Annotated in this window: 15 protein-coding genes; all 15 read right to left on the bottom strand. The window is 57.5% G+C overall.

Translation table 11 applies throughout. From position 1 onward, the window contains the following. Positions 1 to 3: 3 nt before the first annotated feature. The 15 genes from G7069_RS00360 to uppS all read right to left on the bottom strand — a co-directional run bounded on the left by G7069_RS00360 (position 4) and on the right by uppS (position 17,759). Positions 4 to 900 carry a polyprenyl synthetase family protein gene (locus G7069_RS00360; RefSeq protein WP_166293285.1) on the bottom strand — a complete coding sequence of 299 codons (897 nt, stop codon included), beginning with the start codon at positions 898 to 900 and terminating at the stop codon, positions 4 to 6. Beyond that, entirely contained in the window at positions 897 to 1,175 is a 279-nt protein-coding gene (locus G7069_RS00355) for an exodeoxyribonuclease VII small subunit (protein ID WP_166293284.1), read from the bottom strand. Before G7069_RS00355 ends, G7069_RS00360 begins: the two co-directional genes overlap by 4 nt. A 13-nt stretch (positions 1,176 to 1,188) precedes the next feature. Then, positions 1,189 to 2,502 carry a tRNA lysidine(34) synthetase TilS gene (gene tilS / locus G7069_RS00350; protein WP_240912592.1) on the bottom strand — a complete coding sequence of 438 codons (1,314 nt, stop codon included), beginning with the start codon at positions 2,500 to 2,502 and terminating at the stop codon, positions 1,189 to 1,191. 6 nt (positions 2,503 to 2,508) lie between these two features. Beyond that, a complete protein-coding gene (locus G7069_RS00345; protein WP_166293283.1) occupies positions 2,509 to 3,468 on the bottom strand; it encodes an acetyl-CoA carboxylase carboxyltransferase subunit alpha in 960 nt (319 codons plus the stop codon). A gap of 69 nt (positions 3,469 to 3,537) precedes the next feature. After that, positions 3,538 to 7,062, bottom strand: coding sequence for a DNA polymerase III subunit alpha (gene dnaE, locus G7069_RS00340; protein ID WP_166293282.1), 3,525 nt, complete (start codon positions 7,060 to 7,062; stop codon positions 3,538 to 3,540). A gap of 96 nt (positions 7,063 to 7,158) precedes the next feature. Then, entirely contained in the window at positions 7,159 to 7,758 is a 600-nt protein-coding gene (locus G7069_RS00335) for a ribonuclease HII (protein WP_166293281.1), read from the bottom strand. Beyond that, the gene (lpxB, locus tag G7069_RS00330; protein ID WP_240912591.1) at positions 7,755 to 8,921 is read right to left on the bottom strand and encodes a lipid-A-disaccharide synthase; all 1,167 of its coding nucleotides are present in this window, start codon (positions 8,919 to 8,921) and stop codon (positions 7,755 to 7,757) included. Before lpxB ends, G7069_RS00335 begins: the two co-directional genes overlap by 4 nt. 1 nt (position 8,922) lies before the next feature. Further along, positions 8,923 to 9,705, bottom strand: coding sequence for an acyl-ACP--UDP-N-acetylglucosamine O-acyltransferase (lpxA, locus tag G7069_RS00325; RefSeq protein WP_166293279.1), 783 nt, complete (start codon positions 9,703 to 9,705; stop codon positions 8,923 to 8,925). 3 nt (positions 9,706 to 9,708) lie between these two features. Continuing rightward, a complete protein-coding gene (fabZ, locus tag G7069_RS00320) occupies positions 9,709 to 10,149 on the bottom strand; it encodes a 3-hydroxyacyl-ACP dehydratase FabZ (RefSeq protein ID WP_205758759.1) in 441 nt (146 codons plus the stop codon). Between the two features lie 8 nt (positions 10,150 to 10,157). Then, positions 10,158 to 11,210: a UDP-3-O-(3-hydroxymyristoyl)glucosamine N-acyltransferase gene (lpxD, locus tag G7069_RS00315; RefSeq protein ID WP_166293277.1), complete on the bottom strand. Its 1,053-nt coding sequence runs from the start codon at positions 11,208 to 11,210 to the stop codon at positions 10,158 to 10,160. Between the two features lie 11 nt (positions 11,211 to 11,221). Further along, positions 11,222 to 13,591 carry an outer membrane protein assembly factor BamA gene (gene bamA / locus G7069_RS00310; protein WP_166293276.1) on the bottom strand — a complete coding sequence of 790 codons (2,370 nt, stop codon included), beginning with the start codon at positions 13,589 to 13,591 and terminating at the stop codon, positions 11,222 to 11,224. Positions 13,592 to 13,616: 25 nt separating this feature from the next. Continuing rightward, positions 13,617 to 14,954 (bottom strand): RIP metalloprotease RseP, encoded by a 1,338-nt coding sequence (rseP, locus tag G7069_RS00305; RefSeq protein WP_166293275.1) that lies wholly within the window; start codon positions 14,952 to 14,954, stop codon positions 13,617 to 13,619. 29 nt (positions 14,955 to 14,983) lie between these two features. Beyond that, positions 14,984 to 16,162: a 1-deoxy-D-xylulose-5-phosphate reductoisomerase gene (locus tag G7069_RS00300; protein ID WP_166293274.1), complete on the bottom strand. Its 1,179-nt coding sequence runs from the start codon at positions 16,160 to 16,162 to the stop codon at positions 14,984 to 14,986. Next, positions 16,159 to 17,028, bottom strand: a complete 870-nt coding sequence (locus tag G7069_RS00295; RefSeq protein WP_166293273.1) for a phosphatidate cytidylyltransferase — start codon at positions 17,026 to 17,028, stop codon at positions 16,159 to 16,161. Before G7069_RS00295 ends, G7069_RS00300 begins: the two co-directional genes overlap by 4 nt. Further along, the gene (gene uppS, locus G7069_RS00290) at positions 17,025 to 17,759 is read right to left on the bottom strand and encodes a polyprenyl diphosphate synthase (RefSeq protein ID WP_166297366.1); all 735 of its coding nucleotides are present in this window, start codon (positions 17,757 to 17,759) and stop codon (positions 17,025 to 17,027) included. Before uppS ends, G7069_RS00295 begins: the two co-directional genes overlap by 4 nt. Between the last annotated feature and the right edge of the window lie 15 nt (positions 17,760 to 17,774).

The following is a 17,774-nucleotide window of genomic DNA, read 5'->3' as shown; positions in this document are numbered from 1 at the left end:
GAGTCAATGCGTGCGCTCAACGACGCGCGCAACGAGCAGCCTGAGCGGATCCGCCGCTTCCCCGAATGCACGCAGCAATGCGTGCATTTCGTTTTCTAATGCGCCAAGCCGGGCTTTTGACGCCTGCATGCCGATCAGCGCCGGGTAGGTGGTTTTGCCTTGTTCGACATCTTTGCCTGCCGTCTTGCCCAAGGTCACGCTGTCAGATTCGATGTCGAGGATGTCGTCTTTGATTTGGAAGGCGAGCCCCAATTGATCTGCAAACGCTGTCAGCATGGCGATCTGCGCTGAAGACGCGTTTGCGGAAAGCGCACCCATCAAGACCGCGGCACGAATCAAGGCCCCGGTTTTCATCGCGTGCAAGGTTTCCAAGCCTTGCACGGTATGCGCTTGTGCTTGACCGGTGCCTTCGAGATCCATCATCTGGCCACCGCACATGCCTGCGATGCCGGAGGCACTCGCCAGCAAACGCACCATCTCAATGCGCGTATCGGCTGCGTGTGGCGCCGCGCTGAGCACTTCAAAGGCCAAGGTCTGTAGCGCATCACCTGCGAGAATGGCGGTGGCCTCATCAAATGCGATGTGGACGGTCGGCTGGCCGCGACGCAGGTCGTCGTCGTCCATTGCGGGCAGATCGTCGTGCACCAAGGAGTAGGCGTGAACCAGCTCGACGGCGAGGGCGGGTTGCATGGCCGTCAATGCGTCATGTCCCAAGGCATGCGCGGTTGCCAACGACAACAGGGGTCGCATGCGTTTGCCGCCATTCAAGACGGCATGACGCATGGCGGACTGCAGACGCGTGTTGCCTTGGGCTCTGCCGAGCGACACTTCAAGCGCGGCTTGGATCGCTGTGTGCCAAGTCTCAAGGCACTGGTTGGCGTTTAAGGCGGTGGGGCTCATTCCGAAGTGGGGTCGGTCAATCCCGGAAAATCGCGTGCCGATGCGGGGTTGTCGAGATCGGTCAGCAGTTTGACGCGCAGTTCGGCCTGCTCAAGCGCGGCTTGGCATTTGCGATACAGGCCGACGCCGGTCTCGTAAGAGGCCAGAGACTCCTCCAGCGTCAGCTGTCCGCCTTCCATGCGGGCAACCAATGCTTCCAGCGCATCCAACGAGGTTTCGAATTCGGCCACCGGATTGGCGTCGGCGGAGCTTTCAGAAGAGGATTTGCGAGCCATAGGTTCAAGTGTGTCAATCAAGTGTGGCGGGGTCAATCTTGGCATCAATGACGAGCTCGGCACCTTGGGCTTGCAGCCATTTGGAGAGCGTCTCCGACATGGCTAGGCCAGGAATGGCGTGGACTTCCCCCGAAGCATCGACCAGCAGCATCAGCGGTTTGCGCTGCCACACCGGCACACCCATCGCTTGCAGCAGCTTCTTCACTTCAGTGCGATGGCGGCGCCCCGGCAATTGAATCCGTTCTCCACCCTTGCGCGAGACCACTGTGTACGCCTGCGGGAATGTGAGCGGCAACGACAGTCGCCACTGGCGGCCGTCCGGTAACGGGTAAGGACGCTGGCCATCCCAAGGCACGACGGGCATCGACATAGGTGCCGCGCGCAAAGACGCATGCAAGACATCACGCCAGCGCAAGATCTGCGCATTGCCCCAATTGAAAGCGGGTTCGGCGTCGTGGCGTGCAGCTAAAACATCGCGCTCAATATGCTGCAAATGCGCGCGGCCCAAGGGCGGTAAGCCGAGCGTGTTCACCCATGCACGCAGCATGCGTGCACGGTCTTGAACCGCAAAGCGCATGAGCGCATCCACACTGAGATCAGCGCCCGGCAAACGGCAGGCATCGAGTTGCTGCGCTGTGCGTACGTCATGCTGCACGCGTGTTTCGGATTGCAACTCGGCAGCGTGCGCGAGCGCGGCCGCGGCTTGCGGCCAACGTGCTTGCAACAGTGGGAAAACCGTATTGCGCAGATAGTTGCGATCGAAACGCGTCGATGCATTGCTTGGATCTTCAATCCAAGTGAGGGCATGCGTACGCGCGTAGTCTTCTAGCTGCGCGCGCGGCACATCTAGCAGCGGACGCCACACAAAGGTGTCGCCACGCGCTTGCCAAGCCGGCATGGCCGACAGGCCATCCGGACCCGAACCGCGCAAGGCATGCAGTAAAAACGTCTCGGCTTGATCGTCTTGATGATGTGCGAGCACAACTGCATCGCCCGACTGCAGCACACCGGCAAAAGCTGCGTGACGCGCATCACGTGCGGCGGCTTCAAGGCCATGCCCGTTTTCGGTGACCTGTACATGGACGACATCCAACGGCACCTGCCATTGTCGACACACGTCCGAACACTGTGCTGCCCAAGCATCTGCGTCGGCCTGCAGCCCATGATGGACATGGACCGCATGCACGCGCGTGCCAAAGGCTTGCAGCAAAGCATGTAACAACACAGTGGAGTCCATGCCACCGCTAAAGCCCACGACCATGCGTGTGTGCGCATGCACAAATGCCGAAGGCAAATGCCGCAAAAAGTGCTCGAGCGGCATCAACATACGTGCTCAGCTTTTGCTGTAGGCACCATAACCGCGCAGACGTTCATAGCGTTGCTGCAACAGCTGATCAACAGGCAGGGCTCTGAGTGCGGTCAATTCATTGACGATGACGGCCTTCAAGCGTTTCGCCGTTTGCACCGGGTTGCGATGCGCCCCGCCGATCGGCTCACGCACGACCTTGTCGACCAAACCGTGGCCTTTCAATTTCTTTGCGGTAATCGACATTTGCTCGGCCGCTTCATTGGCCTTGGCTGAGTCTTTCCACAGAATAGCGGCGCAACCTTCCGGCGTAATGACCGAGTAGGTGCTGTATTCGAGCATGATCGTGCGGTCACCGACGCCGATGGCCAATGCGCCACCCGAACCGCCTTCACCCACAACGCAGCAAATGATCGGCACTTTGAGCTCCGACATTTCCAGCAAATTGCGCGCGATGGCTTCGGATTGACCGCGTTCTTCCGCATCAATACCCGGCCAAGCCCCCGCAGTGTCGATGAAGGTGATCACCGGCATATCAAAACGTTCTGCCATTTTCATCAAGCGCAATGCTTTACGGTAACCCTCGGGACGCGGCATACCGAAATTGCGCTTGACCTTGGATTTGGTGTCGCGACCTTTTTGATGGCCGATGACCATGACGGGCGCGCCATTCAAGCGCGCCACGCCACCCACGATGGCTTTGTCGTCCGCGAACGCGCGATCGCCAGCCAGTTCCTCGAAATCGGTGAACATCACTTTGATGTAATCGAGCGTGTAGGGGCGTTGCGGGTGACGCGAGAGCTGCGAAATCTGCCAGTCGCTCAAATCGCGGAAAATGTGTGCCGTGCGTTGACGCAGTTTGTTCTGCAAAGCAACGACTTCGTTTTCGATATTGAGCGCCGGACCCGTACTTGCTTGGCGAAGTTCTTGGATCTTGGCCTCAAGATCGGCGATAGGTTTTTCGAAATCTAGGTAATTCGGATTCATTTTGGTCTTCCGAGAGTGCCGTTCAGTTTAACGGATTTCGGATTTCACACCCTACGCGGGGGCTTGGTTCTACCAAGGCTTTCTGAACGAGACGGCCACCGATTGCACGCCTTCCACGGCCCGTAGCGTGCCTGGCAGCTCAATATCCGGCAACACGCCGTTTGGCGCACGCAGATCAATTGCGCCGCGTACGCCGTCTCTGAGCAGTTCGATGCGCAAGGGGGTCAGGCCGGGGCGGAAGGCCTTGAGGGCGCTGAGGAAGCGCTCAGGCACGTCTTTATCGCGGGCATCGAGCCGCACCAGAATGCGTTCAGCGTAGGCCGGGTGTATTTCGCGGAAGTTCCAAACCTTCCTTGCACGCAACGAAAACCCGCCATTGAAGTCGTCTTCGCGCATACCGCCTTCGATGATCAAGATCGCGTCTTGGGTCAACATGTGGCCGAACTGCTCGAGCTCTTCTTGGAAGAACATGCATTCGATATGCCCCTTGCCATCCTCCATCGTGGCAATGGTCTGCGTTTCGCCACGACGACGAAGGGCCGTGATCATGCCGCCCAGAATGACATTGGCTTCCGGACGCCAGCCGCGACGCTCTTGGTCGCTGCGGTTATTCCAAATGGTGTCCAGGTGAGAGAGATCATGCCCGGTCAGCGCAAACAAGCTGTCGCGATACGGATCGACCGGATGTCCCGACAAGTACAGCCCGAGACTTTCTTTCTCCGCCTTCAAACGTTGCGACAAGGACCAATCGGCAGCGGTAGGCAGATCGACTTGTAAGGGCGGGGTCGCGTCACCCATGCCGCCAAACAATGAATCTTGTCCCACGGCGCGCGCCTTCGCTTCTTGCTCTTGCGCTTTCATTGCTTCAGGAAATTGCAGCAACAGCGTTGGACGGTTGCCACCGAGTCCGTCCATGGCACCAGCATTCACCAAGGCTTCGATCGCACGACGATTCACGCGTGTCGCATCGACCCGCGCGCAGAAATCCATGACGTCTTTGAACGGGCCGTCCGCGTCGCGCGCTTCAGAAATGGCTTCACACGCATTTTGCCCGACGCCTTTGACGGCGCCTAAGCCATGTCGAATCGTTTCCGAATCGATGGCGTCAAACATGTAGTTGGAGGCATTGACGTCCGGCGGCAACAAATTCAAACCCATGCCGCGCGCTTCGGTGAGGAAGCCCACGACCTTTTCGGTCTTGTCCATATCGGACGACAACACCGCTGCCATAAATTCAGACGGGTAGTGCGCTTTTAGCCATGCGGTTTGATAGGAGACAAGGGCATAGGCTGCGGCGTGCGATTTGTTGAAACCATAGCCTGCAAACTTTTCGAGCAAATCGAAGATGGGTCCCGCGACGGCGGGCGCAATGTTATGAACCTCTTTCGCACCGATTTCGAACTTGGCGCGTTCCTTCGCCATTTCTTCGACTTTCTTCTTGCCCATTGCACGACGCAACAGGTCTGCGCCGCCCAAGGAATAGCCGGCGAGTATCTGCGCCGTTTGCATCACCTGTTCTTGATAGACCACCACGCCATAGGTCGGCGCCAAGACAGGTTCCAACAAGGGATGCGGATAGCTGACTTCGGCAACACCGTGCTTACGATCAATGAAGTCTGGAATCAGATCCATTGGGCCCGGACGATACAAAGACACGAGCGCGATCAAATCTTCGAACGTGTCGGGCTTTGCCTTCTTCAACAGCTCGCGCATACCGCGCGATTCGAACTGGAATACCGCCACCGTGTCGCCACGCGCAAACAGTTCAAAGGTTGCGCTATCGATGAGCGGCAGCGCTGAGATATCGACAGGCGTCGCACTAGAATCTTGCGCGAGCAGCCGCGTATTGATCGCCTTCACTGCCCAATCGATGATCGTGAGCGTACGCAGACCCAAGAAGTCGAACTTCACCAGGCCCACAGCTTCAACGTCGTCTTTGTCGAACTGGGTCACGGGGTTGCGGCCGATCCCTTCTCCCGCATGTTCTGCAAACAACGGGCAGAAATCAGATAAAGGCGTTGGCGAGATCACCACGCCACCCGCATGCTTGCCGGCGTTACGTGGCAAATCTTCAAGTTTCAATGCGAGATCAAGCAGATCGCGCACGCCATCTTCTTTTTCGTAGCGCGATAGCAACTCAGGGCTGAAAAAGTTGGCGTCCTTCTTGGCTTTCTCAGTTCTGCCAAGTGCGTCTTCAAGCCCTACGCCCAAAGTCATCGGGATCAATTTGGCAATGCCATCGACAAAGCCGTAACCGAAGCCCATGACACGACCGGTGTCACGTACTACAGCCTTCGCCGCCATCGTGCCGTAAGTGATGATCTGACTTACGCGATCGCGGCCGTATTTGCGCGCGACGTATTCGATGACTTCATCGCGTCTGTCCATGCAGAAGTCGATATCGAAATCGGGCATTGAGACCCGCTCGGGGTTCAAGAAGCGTTCGAACAGCAGGTCGTAGGGCAATGGATCCAAGTCGGTAATGCCCAAGGCCCAAGCGACGAGCGAGCCCGCACCCGAACCGCGGCCCGGACCCACGGGAATGCGATGCTTCTTCGCCCAGCCAATAAAGTCGGCCACGATCAGGAAGTAGCCGGCAAAGCCCATATTGGCGATCACGCCAAGCTCAGTATCTAGACGCTCAAAGTACGATTCGCGCGTATGGCCTTCGGCCAAAGGCTGTTTTTCGAGACGTGCAGTCAAGCCTTCATAGGCTTGCGACTTCATCCACGATTCAAGCGTTTCTTCAGAGGGCACCGGGAAGGCCGGCAAGAAGTAAGTGCCGAGCTGAAGTTCAAGATTACAGGCGCGCGCAATCGCGTTGGCGTTGTCGATGGCATCAGGCGCATCGGCAAACAACGCACGCATCTCATCTGAAGATTTGAGTGATTGTTCCGGCGTATACAGTCGCGGACGTCTTGGGTCATCGAGCACGCGGCTGCTGGAAATACAGACACGTGCTTCGTGCGCTTCGTAGTCGCTGGCGTCGAGGAAGCGAACGTCATTGCTCGCAACCACAGGGATTGAAAGCGTGCTGCTCAAATCAAAAGCAGCCGCATTGAATGCATCGTCATGCTCGCGCTGTGCACGCGCAACGGCCAAGGACAAACGCTCGCCGAAAATGGCGCGCAAGGCTTCGGCTTCTTGTTTGGCCAGCGCATCTTTCTGCGCCAGGGCATGTCGCCCAATGGCCGAATCAAATCCCGCAAGGGCAAACAGATCGCGTGGCGCCTCTTGGGCAATCCAATCGAATTCAACTGCCACACCTTCGGTCTGATGGCCTTCCATCCACGCGCGTGTCAGCAAGCGCGAAAGCGATAGATAGCCGTCACGATTGCGGCACAGCAAGGTCAGCTGCGATCGACTGCCATCGGCATGTTTAACCGAAACATCCGCACCCGCAATCGGCTTGATCCCGGCCTTTTCCGCCTTGCCGTAAAACTTGACCAAGGCAAACATGTTGTTGCGGTCGGTAATCGCAACGGCCGGCATCGTCAATTCACACGCACGCGCAACGAGATCATCCAATCGGATGACCGAGTCCATCAGCGAGTATTCGCTGTGCAGTTGGAGGTGTGCGAAACGGGTGCTCATGCCATCAAAGCGCGCGGGGACTATTGAGGGTAGGGTTCACAGCGGCGCTCCACAAGGCTTGACATTTGGAAGCTGCGGCAGACCTTGAACCACCCTTCAAAACCCCAGGCTCGTTTGTTCGATTTGCGCCGCCTGAACCGGCGCGTAGGAGCGCCGATGCGCAGGGCAGGGGCCAAGGGCACGCAACGCGGCGAGGTGTTGCGGGCTGCCATAGCCTTTGTGGGACGCAAAACCGTATTGCGGGAAGGCTGCATCGAGATCCATCATGATCCGATCTCGTGTGACCTTGGCCAGAATGGACGCGGCCATCATGCTGCGACAGCGTGCATCGCCGCCCACCCACGCGGTGGCTTCACAGGGAAGGTCGCTCGGCACGATATTGCCATCGATGCGAACTTCATCGGCAAACGAATGCACTTGTGCAATGACACAACGCATGCCGTGCAAGGTGGCCTGCAAGATATTGCGTGAATCAATCACCTCGACGCTTACGACTTCGATCGACCACGCGAGCGCGCGCTCGATAATGCGCGGATACAACTGCTCACGTTTGCGTGCCGTCAATTGCTTCGAATCATCCAAGCCATTCAAGGGCGCACGACCCGCAGGAAACACCACAGCGGCAACCACAACGGGGCCCGCTAGAGGTCCGCGCCCAGCTTCGTCTACGCCCGCCACGCGCACGTCACCGCTCATGAGCGGGTGATCAATTGGGTGATCGCGTCTGCGGCACGGCTTGATGCGTCTTTTCGCAGTGTGTGGTGCACTTGCTCAAACGTTGCCAGCGCTCGTGCACGGCGATCTGCATCGTTAAACCACGCTTGCACGGCATGCGCCAAGTTGTGCGGCGTGCACTCGGCCTGAAGCAACTCGGGCACCCAAGGGTAATTCGCCAACACATTGGGCAGACTGACAAATTCGGATTTCAACAGACCGAAGGTTTTCACAATGGCGTAGGTGAGGCCGGAAATGCGATGTCCTACGACCATCGGACGCTTGCACAACATCGCTTCGAGTGCCGCGGTGCCTGAAGCAAGTAACACGACGTCGCTCGCAATCATGATGGCTTGCGCTTGACCATCAAACACGCGCACGTCCAAGTCGGTGCTTGGATGGCTCGCCAAGATTGAGGTGATGCGCGCGCGGCATGCGCTATTCGCTGCGGGAATCAATACTTGAAGCCCCGCCTGCTGAGACGCAACGCGTTGTGCCGCCGACAAAAAAATCGGTAGCATTTTTTCGATTTCACTGAGTCGAGACCCGGGCAGAACGGCGAGTACCGGTCGTTCCACTTCGACGCCCAATGCACGTCGCGCGGCAGTGCGATCTGTCGACAAAGGAATCTCATCGGCCAATGGATGGCCCACAAACACGGCATCCACACCATAGGTGGCGTAAATCGGTGGCTCCATGGGGAACAAGCACAACACGCGGTGCGCCGAGTCGCCGATCCTTTCCGCACGGTCGGCACGCCAAGCCCACACGCTGGGGCTCACGTAATGCATGGTGCGAACGCCGCGCGCTTTCAGCCACGCTTCTACGCCCAAATTGAAATCGGGTGCATCAATACCAACGTAAACATCCGGTTGCCAATTCAACACGCGCTGACGGAAGTGCTTGCGAAGTTTTAGCAAGCGCGGCAAATGCGACAACACTTCAGCAAGACCCATCACGGCCAAGCTATCGGCATCTTCCCATGCCTCTACGCCTGCGGCTTGCATCAATGGGCCTGCGATCCCCGCAAAGTGCGCGTCTGGAAAGCGTTGCTTGAGCGCATGCACAAGGCCGGCGCCGAGTTGGTCGCCCGAGGTTTCCCCGGCGCATACGGCGATGCGCAAAGGGCGGGGTAGGTCGTTCACGTCAGCGCAGAAGCGGCCGCTCGCCGCGTTCAATAAAGTCCAAGAATGCACGTACGTCTTCGCTGCTTGACGCAATCTCGGCGATTTCGAGTTTCGCTTCGTCCAACTTGGCATCGCCCATATATAGCGCGCGATAGGCGCGCTTCACCATGGCAATGCGTTCGCTGCTGAAGCCGCGGCGCTTCATGCCTTCCGAATTGATGCCGCGCGGTCGGCTGTAATCACTTTGCGCAACCATCACAAATGGCGGAACGTCACCATTGACGAATGCGCCCATGCCGACAAATGCATGTGCGCCGATGCGGCAGAACTGATGCACGCCCACAAAGCCACTCAAGATGACGTGGTCTTCCACGGTGACGTGTCCCGCGAGGGTCGCATTGTTTGACAGCACACATTGATTGCCCACGCGACAGTCATGCGCGATGTGCACATAGGCCAAGAACCAATTGCCGTCGCCAATGCGCGTTTCGCCGCCCCCTTGGCCCGTTCCACGATTCACCGTGCAGAACTCACGGAAGGTGTTGCCATCGCCGATCACAAGCGTGGTGCGTTCACCCTCAAACTTCTTGTCCTGCGGATCGCCACCAATCGCCACATGTGCGTGAATGAGATTGTGCTTGCCGATCGTCGTCGGGCCTTGAAGACTGCAGTGCGAACCGATCTGTGTGCCATCACCGATCTCGACCTCAGGGCCGATCAAGGTGAAGGCGCCCACGCGTACGTCTTTACCCAAACGTGCGCCGGGATCGATCGAAGCGGTGGGGTGGATCAGATTCGACATGCTTTACTTGGCCTCTGCACAGAGAATTTCGGCCGCGGCGACTTCTTGGCCATCGACGCGGGCCACGCCTTCGTACAACACCATGTTGCGAATGGCGCGTTTGATGGTGACCTCAAGTTCAACGCGATCACCCGGACCCACCATGCGCGAGAAACGCGCACCGTCAACTTTGACCAAGTACGACAAGCCGTTGTTATACGTAGTTTCACGACTAAGGTGGCTCAAAACACCACCGGCCTGCGCCATCGCTTCAATCAAGAGCACGCCGGGCATCACCGGTTGGCTCGGGAAGTGACCTTCGAAATAAGGCTCGTTTGCAGTGACGTTCTTGATACACACAATGCGCTTGCCCGCTTCGAACTCGACAACACGGTCAAGGAACAAAAATGGGTAGCGGTGCGGCAAAAGTTCCCTGATACGTACAACGTCAAGCGGTAGTTCCATTGAAGCGGTCACATCGACTCCTTCGCGAGCCGGGCGATCCTTCGCGCCAGTTCATCGAGCTGTTTAAAACGGGTGGCACTCCTGCGCCAACTGCGACTCTCCATCAAGGGTGTCCCCGATGAATATTGGCCCGGCGCATCAATCGAATGCGTGACCAAACTCATCGCGGTGATAACGACGCCATCGCAGATATCCAGATGTCCTACGATACCAGCCGCACCCCCGATCAGGCAGTACTTTCCAATGCGCGTACTGCCTGCGACGGCCACACAGCCTGCCATCGCGGTGTGATCACCGACGACGACGTTGTGGCCGATTTGAATTTGATTATCGAGCCGCACATCGCGGCCCAATTGGGTGTCGTCCAGCGCGCCGCGATCAATCGTGGTGTTGGCACCGATTTCGCAATCGTCTCCAATCACGACACCCCCGCGTTGCGGCACTTTGATCCAATGGCGTTCGCCAGTGGCACTCACGTCTTGCGCCAAGCCGAAACCGTCGGCGCCAATCACGGCGCCCGGATGGATGCGCACACGGCTGCCAATTCGAACGCGCATCACCAAGGTCACACGTGCCACCAAGGTACTGTTTTCGCCAACGATGCAATCGTCACCCACGACGCAGCCCGGGCCGATGCGCGCGCCTGGCATCACAACACTTCTTGCGCCGATGACGCAGTGTGGACCGACATGTGCGCTCGCATCGATATGCGCAGAAGGATCGACGACGGCGCTGGGATGAATACCCGCGGGCATGTCCGCTTCTTCATCAAATAGCGCAGAAACTTTTGCAAACGCGCTGTAAGGGTCTTTCGCAATGAGCGCGGCTTGGGTGACGAGCTCAGCATCGTCTGCACGCACAATCACGGCGGCGGCCAAACTTTCTGGCACTTGGTTGCGATAGAGCGGATTGGCGAGGAACGCGATGTCGGTCGCGCCGGCATTGGCCAAAGTAGCGACACCGGTAATACGCGCACGACCATCACCCCGAAGGGTGAGGTCAAGCCGTTGGGCGATGTCTTCCAGCGTATAGCCGGCGTCGGTGCTGCGTGTCGCCGGCATGCACGTCTCCGTTAGAACTGTCCTGCAAAGGAGAATTGTAAGCGTTCGATGCGGTCGCCCGGGAATTTACGCACGGGGATGGCATAGCTGATGGAAATGGGCCCCATCGGCGAACGCCACATCATCGCGACACCCGCTGAGGCACGCAGTTCGCTGGCCTTGATCGACGAACGATCGGCAAACACGTTACCGAAGTCGAGGAAGGCTGAAACGCGCGCTGCAGGCGAGTCGATCAGTTTGGGGAAGAACAACTCGAGTGAACCGATGGTCTTGATCGAACCGCCGATCGGTTGGTTGTAACCCCAGCTGCTGGCGTCGGTCGGGCCCAAGGTGTTGTCGACGAAACCACGCACGCGGCCTGCTTGCGAGACACCGCCTGCGTAGAAGTTTTCATAGAACGGCATGCCTTTCGCGGTGACCACCCGGCCATCCGAGAGGGTACGCGTATAAGTCTTACCATACGAGTTGCCATAGCCCACATTGGCGACCGTGTTCAAGACGAACTTGTCGCTCAATGGGAAGAACTTCGACAATTGATAGTCGAGCATGTAATAGCTCACGGTCGAGTTCGGCAAAGTGACTTCAAGACCCAAGCGTTGATAGGTACCGCGTGTCGGCTGCAGGTAGTTGTCACGCGTGTCGCGCGCAAACGATACCGATGTGCGCCACGCATTAAACGTACGTGTGCCCACAGCATCGATGTAATCAACAATCGATTGCGGCGTCGAACCGCGGAAGATCGACACTTGCTTGCGGCTATAGCCTACAGACCAGCTGATGGAGTCCCACTCTGTCAGCGGGATACCGAGCGTGACGTTGGCGGCACCTTCACTGGTGTTGTATTGCGCGGTGTTGTAGTTCGAGTAATCGAACTCACTCCAGTAGATGTTGTAACCGAGCGACATGCCGTTCTTACTGAAGTACGGATTCAAGAACTGGAACGATGCCTGCTTCTGGTAGCTGCTACGCGCCAACGCCATGGACAGCTGATTGCCCGAACCCATGAAATTGCGTTCAGAGATCGAACCATTCAATTGGATGCCACCCAACTGCGAATAGCCGACACCGAAGTTCATCGTGCCTGAGTTCGTTTCCTTTACGCTGACAGCGAGATCCACTTGGTCTTGCGTGCCCGGCACAGGTTTCGATTCGATTTTGACTTCTTCAAAAAAGCCCAATTGTTGCAAGCGGATCTTGGAGCGGTCGATCGCGGCTTGCGAGTACCAGCTGCCTTCCATTTGACGCATTTCGCGGCGCAAGACGTTGTCTGCAGTGCGGGTGTTGCCATCGAATACGATACGGCGAACGTTGACGCGCGGGCCCGGGTTCACTTGGAAATCCAGTGAGACGGTACGTTTTTCGCGATCGACATTCGGTACCGGGTTCACCGAAGCAAACGCGTAGCCAATATTGCTTAGCGCAGCAGCAACAGATTCGTTAGCGGCTTCCAAACCACGGCGAGAGAACACCTTGTCGGGTGCCACAAACAATTGCACTTGTTTTTCGATGTCTTCATGCGGCAGTACCGTGTCACCGGAGACGGTCACGGTGGACACCTTGTACTGTTCACCTTCGGTCAAACCCGCGGTGATGTAGAGATCACGCTTGTTCGGGCTAATGGTGACCTGCGTGTTGTCAGGTGTCACATCCGCGTCAATGTAGCCGCGGTCGAGGTAGTAGGACTGAAGTTTCTCAAGATCGCCAGACAAGCGTTCTTTTGAATACTGATCGTCGCGCTTGTACCAAGATAGCCAACCTGTGGGATGCGATTCCCAGTTGTCCATCAATTCTTTATCGGTAAACAACTCGTTACCGATCACGTTGATGTGACGGATCTTGGCGGCCTTGCCTTCCTTCACATTGATGGCAACGTTAACGCGATTGCGATCCAGTTGGGTGACCACCGGATTGATTTCAACGTTGTACTTGCCGCGGTTGTTGTATTGACGCGTCAATTCTTGCGTCACGCGGTCCAAGCTCATGCGATCAAAGGTGTCGCCTTCTTCCAGACCGATTTCTTTCAGGCCTTTTCGAAGGTCGTCTTCTTTGATGTCCTTGTTGCCCTTCATTTCGATCTTGTTGATCGCAGGACGTTCAACGACATTGACGACGAGAATGTTGCCTTCACGACTGAGACGCACGTCTTCAAAGAAGCCGGTCTTGTACAGTGCACGAATTGCGTCGCCAGCATTGGATTGATTGACGGTGTCACCCCGTTCAATCGGCAGGTAGGTGAAGACCGTGCCTGCGGAAATGCGTTGTAGACCGTCCACGCGAACATCGCTGACCTGGAAAGGCTCGATTTCTTGTGCAAAGGCGGGGACCGAGAGCGCTGCTGCAAGAGCAAGCGCAATGAGGCGGCGAGTTGGACGTCTCGTCATCATGATTTCCGTTATTTCTGACCGGCTACCGTAGCAGGCCTAAGATGTCATTGTAGAACGCGAGCCCCATAAGGCACACGATTAAGGTTGCACCTAGCAATTGACCCACCATCATCGCATTTGGTTCCAGCGGACGGCCACGAACAGCTTCAATTGCCAAGTACAGCAGGTGCCCGCCATCCAAGAATGGGACAGGCATAAGGTTAATGACTGCAAGACTCAAAGACATTAACGCAAGGAAACGCAAGAACCAGGCAAGCCCCTGACTGGCCGATTCATTGGCGACGCGCGCGATGGTGATTGGGCCTGAAACCCCTTCACGTGCGCTCGAAGTGCTGAATAAGCGCATCACCAGGGTGACCGTATCCCGCCCTAACTGAACGGTTTCCTTCAGAGCAGCGGGCACTGCGGCGAGCGGGCTCAATGCGTAAACAGTATCGAAGGGGGGGCTTTCCGTGGACGCCGGGCCAATGCCGATGATGTGGCTAGATCCGGAGACCTGCGCCTTTAAGCGCGCAGTCAACGGCTGGCCATCGCGTACGAAATTGATTTCAAACGTATGTTCTGGGGCGGCCGCACGAATCGCCGTGCCAATCTCCGGGTAACCCCGAATGGCCTTGCCGTCGATCGACGTGATCTGATCGCCACGCTTGAAAACGTTCGCGGCAGGCGTGCCTGCCTGCACTTCGCCCACCACGGGGGGAATCAGCCAATGCTTGGGCAACAGGCCTGTTGCCGCAAACACATCCGCGTCGGAGGTCCCTGCGGGCAGTGCGCTGAAATCCATCTGTCTTTGCGTCACGGTGCCATCGGCCGTGCGCACTTCGACCGGCACGCGATCACGTGCCACACCGTGACGCAGGATGGGCATCAATGCGTCGTTCCATGTGGGCACCGCATCGCCATCAATCGAGAGCAGCGTGTCACCTGGCTTGAACCCTTGCTCGGCGGCCAAGCCGCGCACGTCACCCACAACGGGTGTGTAGTCGGGACGACCGACCACCAACATGACCCATAGAAAGAGCACGCATAGCAGCAAGTTCATTAAGGGGCCGGCTGCGAATACGCAGGCGCGTTGCCACTTCGGCTTATGGGTGAGCGCTTGCGAACGCATCGGCTCAACCAAGGTGTTATCCGGGTCTTCGAGAATGGCGACGTAGCCGCCGAGGGGAATGCCGGCGATGGCGTATTCGACACCGTCCTTTCCGCGACGCGTCCACAACGGTTTACCAAAGCCCCAAGAAAAACGATTCACCTTGATGCCGAACGCACGCGCCATCCAGAAATGTCCAAGCTCGTGCAATGTCACCAGCACGCCAAGCGTGACGACAAGCCAAAGGAGAGATCCGAAAAATGTACTCATGCGTTACTGCGATTCCTGGATGCGAAGAGTCAATGTTTGCGCAGGTATTCCGCGCCAAACGCACGAGCACGCTGATCAGCAGCGAGCAACGCATCCAGTGAAGTCGCCGGGCCGGATTCGAGGGCATCCAGACCCGCAGCAACCAGCGCGGGTATGCCTAGGAAACTGCATTGCGCCTGAAGAAAGGCTGAAACTGCAATTTCGTTCAATGCATTGAGCATGGCCGGCGCCGTGCCACCTGCTGCCATGGCATCGAAAGCCAATTGAAGCGCGGGAAAGGTTTCAAGATCCGGCGCTTCAAATTCGAGTTTGTTGTGCTGCGTCCAATCCAGACCTTCTACGCCCGAATTCACTCTGTCTGGCCACGCGAGACCGACCGCGAGCGTGGTGCGCATATCAGGTCTACCCAATTGCGCGAGTGTCGAACCGTCTTCGTACTCGACCATGGAATGCACAATGCTTTGCGGATGCACCACAACGGCGATGCGCGAGGCAGGCATCGCAAACAAATGATGCGCTTCGATCACTTCCAAACCCTTGTTCATCAAGGTGGCGGAATCAACCGAAATTTTTGCACCCATCGACCAGTTGGGATGCGCAATGGCTTGCGCCGGTGTGATGTCTGAAAGTGCGGCACGCGTACGCCCACGAAACGGACCACCGGAAGCCGTCAAAATAATGCGCTTGACGGTGCGTGTTTCACCGTCGGCGGGCATGCATTGAAAGATGGCGTTGTGTTCACTGTCGACCGGCACCAAGGTGGCGCCCGATGCCTGCGCGGCTTGCATCAGCAACTCGCCGGCCAACACCAAAGATTCTTTGTTGGCGAGCAACAAACGCTTGCCCGCGCGCGCAGCGGCCAACGTAGAGGTCAAACCCGCAGCACCCACGATGGCTGCAATGACGGTATCGACCTCAGATGCGGCAGCGCGCGCGCGCAGTGCGGCATCGCCAGCTTCTGCACGCGTCGACAGCCCTAAGTCTTGCAGGCCCTGTTTGAGTGATGCAAATTGTTTTTCATCCGCGATCACGGCCACCTGCGGTTTGAAACGTTCACACAGCTTCAATAACGCAGTGACGTTTGACCCCGCTGCCAGGGTGTCTACGCTGAACCGCTCAGGGTGTCGCGCAATGACGTCTAACGCAGAAGTGCCAATGGACCCTGTGGCACCGAATAAAGCAATGCGCTGTGGCGTGTGTGTGGTCACAACCCGAGCAAGAGTTTTGAGAGTGCGAACACAGGGAGTGCCGCCAAGACGCTATCTACGCGATCCAAGATGCCGCCATGGCCCGGAATGAGATCGCTAGAGTCTTTGGCACCTGCGTGACGCTTCAACATGCTTTCAAACAAGTCACCAATGACCGCGGCCACTACGGTGATGAAGCCAATCAAAGCGACCATCGGCAACGACGCAGCGGAAATGCCTGTGGCGAGCGAAAACACCATGCAGGTGATCACGCCCATCACAATGCCGCCGATCAAACCCTCGACGGTTTTATTCGGGCTGATGCGCGGGCTCATCTTGCGTTTGCCAAAGCGCTTGCCGGCAAAGTAGGCGCCTGAATCGGCCATCCAAACGGTGGCCAAGGCTGTAAGCAGCCACCAATGCCCGGATGGGAGATGCCACAAACCCAGCTTGACGACATCTTCTGCGCCGCTGTGTAGCAGCATCAAAGCACACCACGCGGGCAACACCGCGAGGCTTGCGGCAAACAATTTGAAAACGCGTGCCCAGCTTTCGTGGTGCGAGCCAAAACTCGGATAGCGCATCCAAACAGCACTGAAGCACCACCACACGACGCCAATCATGGTCATCAGCTGGAGGAGGGCGGTGGTGCCGCCTTGCTCGGAATGCGAACCCCACACCAAAACCACCAGAAGCAACAGATTCAGTGCAATCAGAATGCTTCGCGCCAAAGTATCATCGACGTCTGACAGCTTGAGCCATTCCCAAAGCGCACCCAAGAAGACCACGGCGGCAAGCACAGACATCCACTGAGTGGGGAGCAACAAGATGGCGGCGATGGCGGCAGGTGCCATCACTAAGGCCGAAATTACGCGTGTTCGGGTCATGGGTTGAGTGCCGCTCCTGCGCCGGCGTCGATTTGTTCGCCCGTCATGCCAAAACGACGCTGCCTTTGCGCGTAGTCGTTGAAGGCTTGGGACAAAAGCTTTTCATCCACATCCGGCCAAAGCACCGGGGTGAACCAAAGTTCGGAATATGCAATTTGCCACAACAAGAAGTTGCTGATGCGTAAATCGCCACCGGTACGAATACACAGGTCGACCTCGGGCAGATCCGACAGGGCCACGTGTTCAGCTAATTTTGCTGCGGTGATGTCTTGTGCGGCCAATTGCCCGTCCGCCACTTGCTGCGCCAAAACGCGCGCGGCATGCGCAATGTCTTGTTGGCCGCCGTAGCTTGCAGCAATCACCAAGGTGAGCTTTGCATTGGCTCCAGACAGGGTCTCGGTGTGCTGCATCTTGCTGCGAAGGGCGTCGCTGAAGGCTTCACGATCGCCGATGAAGCGGATACGAACGCCACGCCGCGCCAGCTCGGAGACTTCGGTGTCGAGCACATTCAAGAAGATGCGCATCAAGCCGCTGACTTCTTCTTCCGGACGACGCCAGTTTTCGCTTGAGAACGCATACAAAGTGAGGACTTCGACACCTTGCTGCAGGCAGAAATCAATGGTGTTGCGCACAGCCCGTGCACCGGCCCGATGACCAATGATGCGGGGGCGCCGACGTTGCTGCGCCCAACGGCCATTGCCGTCCATGATGACGGCTAAGTGGCGGGGCATCGGCTTTGTATCGGA

The sequence above is a fragment of the Lysobacter sp. HDW10 genome (assembly GCF_011300685.1).
Lineage (GTDB): Bacteria > Pseudomonadota > Gammaproteobacteria > Xanthomonadales > Xanthomonadaceae > Solilutibacter.
The sequence above is the reverse complement of the archived record's forward strand: the minus strand, read 5'-3'. Positions and strand labels throughout refer to the sequence as shown.

Bases quoted from the DNA above. Each gene is read 5' to 3' on its own strand.
- G7069_RS00360 (WP_166293285.1), bottom strand. From the start codon at position 900: ATGAGCCCCACCGCCTTAAACGCCAACCAGTGCCTTGAGACTTGGCAC.
- G7069_RS00355 (WP_166293284.1), bottom strand. From the start codon at position 1,175: ATGGCTCGCAAATCCTCTTCTGAAAGCTCCGCCGACGCCAATCCGGTG.
- tilS (WP_240912592.1), bottom strand. From the start codon at position 2,502: ATGTTGATGCCGCTCGAGCACTTTTTGCGGCATTTGCCTTCGGCATTT.
- G7069_RS00345 (WP_166293283.1), bottom strand. From the start codon at position 3,468: ATGAATCCGAATTACCTAGATTTCGAAAAACCTATCGCCGATCTTGAG.
- dnaE (WP_166293282.1), bottom strand. From the start codon at position 7,062: ATGAGCACCCGTTTCGCACACCTCCAACTGCACAGCGAATACTCGCTG.
- G7069_RS00335 (WP_166293281.1), bottom strand. From the start codon at position 7,758: ATGAGCGGTGACGTGCGCGTGGCGGGCGTAGACGAAGCTGGGCGCGGA.
- lpxA (WP_166293279.1), bottom strand. From the start codon at position 9,705: ATGTCGAATCTGATCCACCCCACCGCTTCGATCGATCCCGGCGCACGT.
- fabZ (WP_205758759.1), bottom strand. From the start codon at position 10,149: ATGGAACTACCGCTTGACGTTGTACGTATCAGGGAACTTTTGCCGCAC.
- lpxD (WP_166293277.1), bottom strand. From the start codon at position 11,210: ATGCCGGCGACACGCAGCACCGACGCCGGCTATACGCTGGAAGACATC.
- bamA (WP_166293276.1), bottom strand. From the start codon at position 13,591: ATGACGAGACGTCCAACTCGCCGCCTCATTGCGCTTGCTCTTGCAGCA.
- rseP (WP_166293275.1), bottom strand. From the start codon at position 14,954: ATGAGTACATTTTTCGGATCTCTCCTTTGGCTTGTCGTCACGCTTGGC.
- G7069_RS00295 (WP_166293273.1), bottom strand. From the start codon at position 17,028: ATGACCCGAACACGCGTAATTTCGGCCTTAGTGATGGCACCTGCCGCC.
- uppS (WP_166297366.1), bottom strand. From the start codon at position 17,759: ATGCCCCGCCACTTAGCCGTCATCATGGACGGCAATGGCCGTTGGGCG.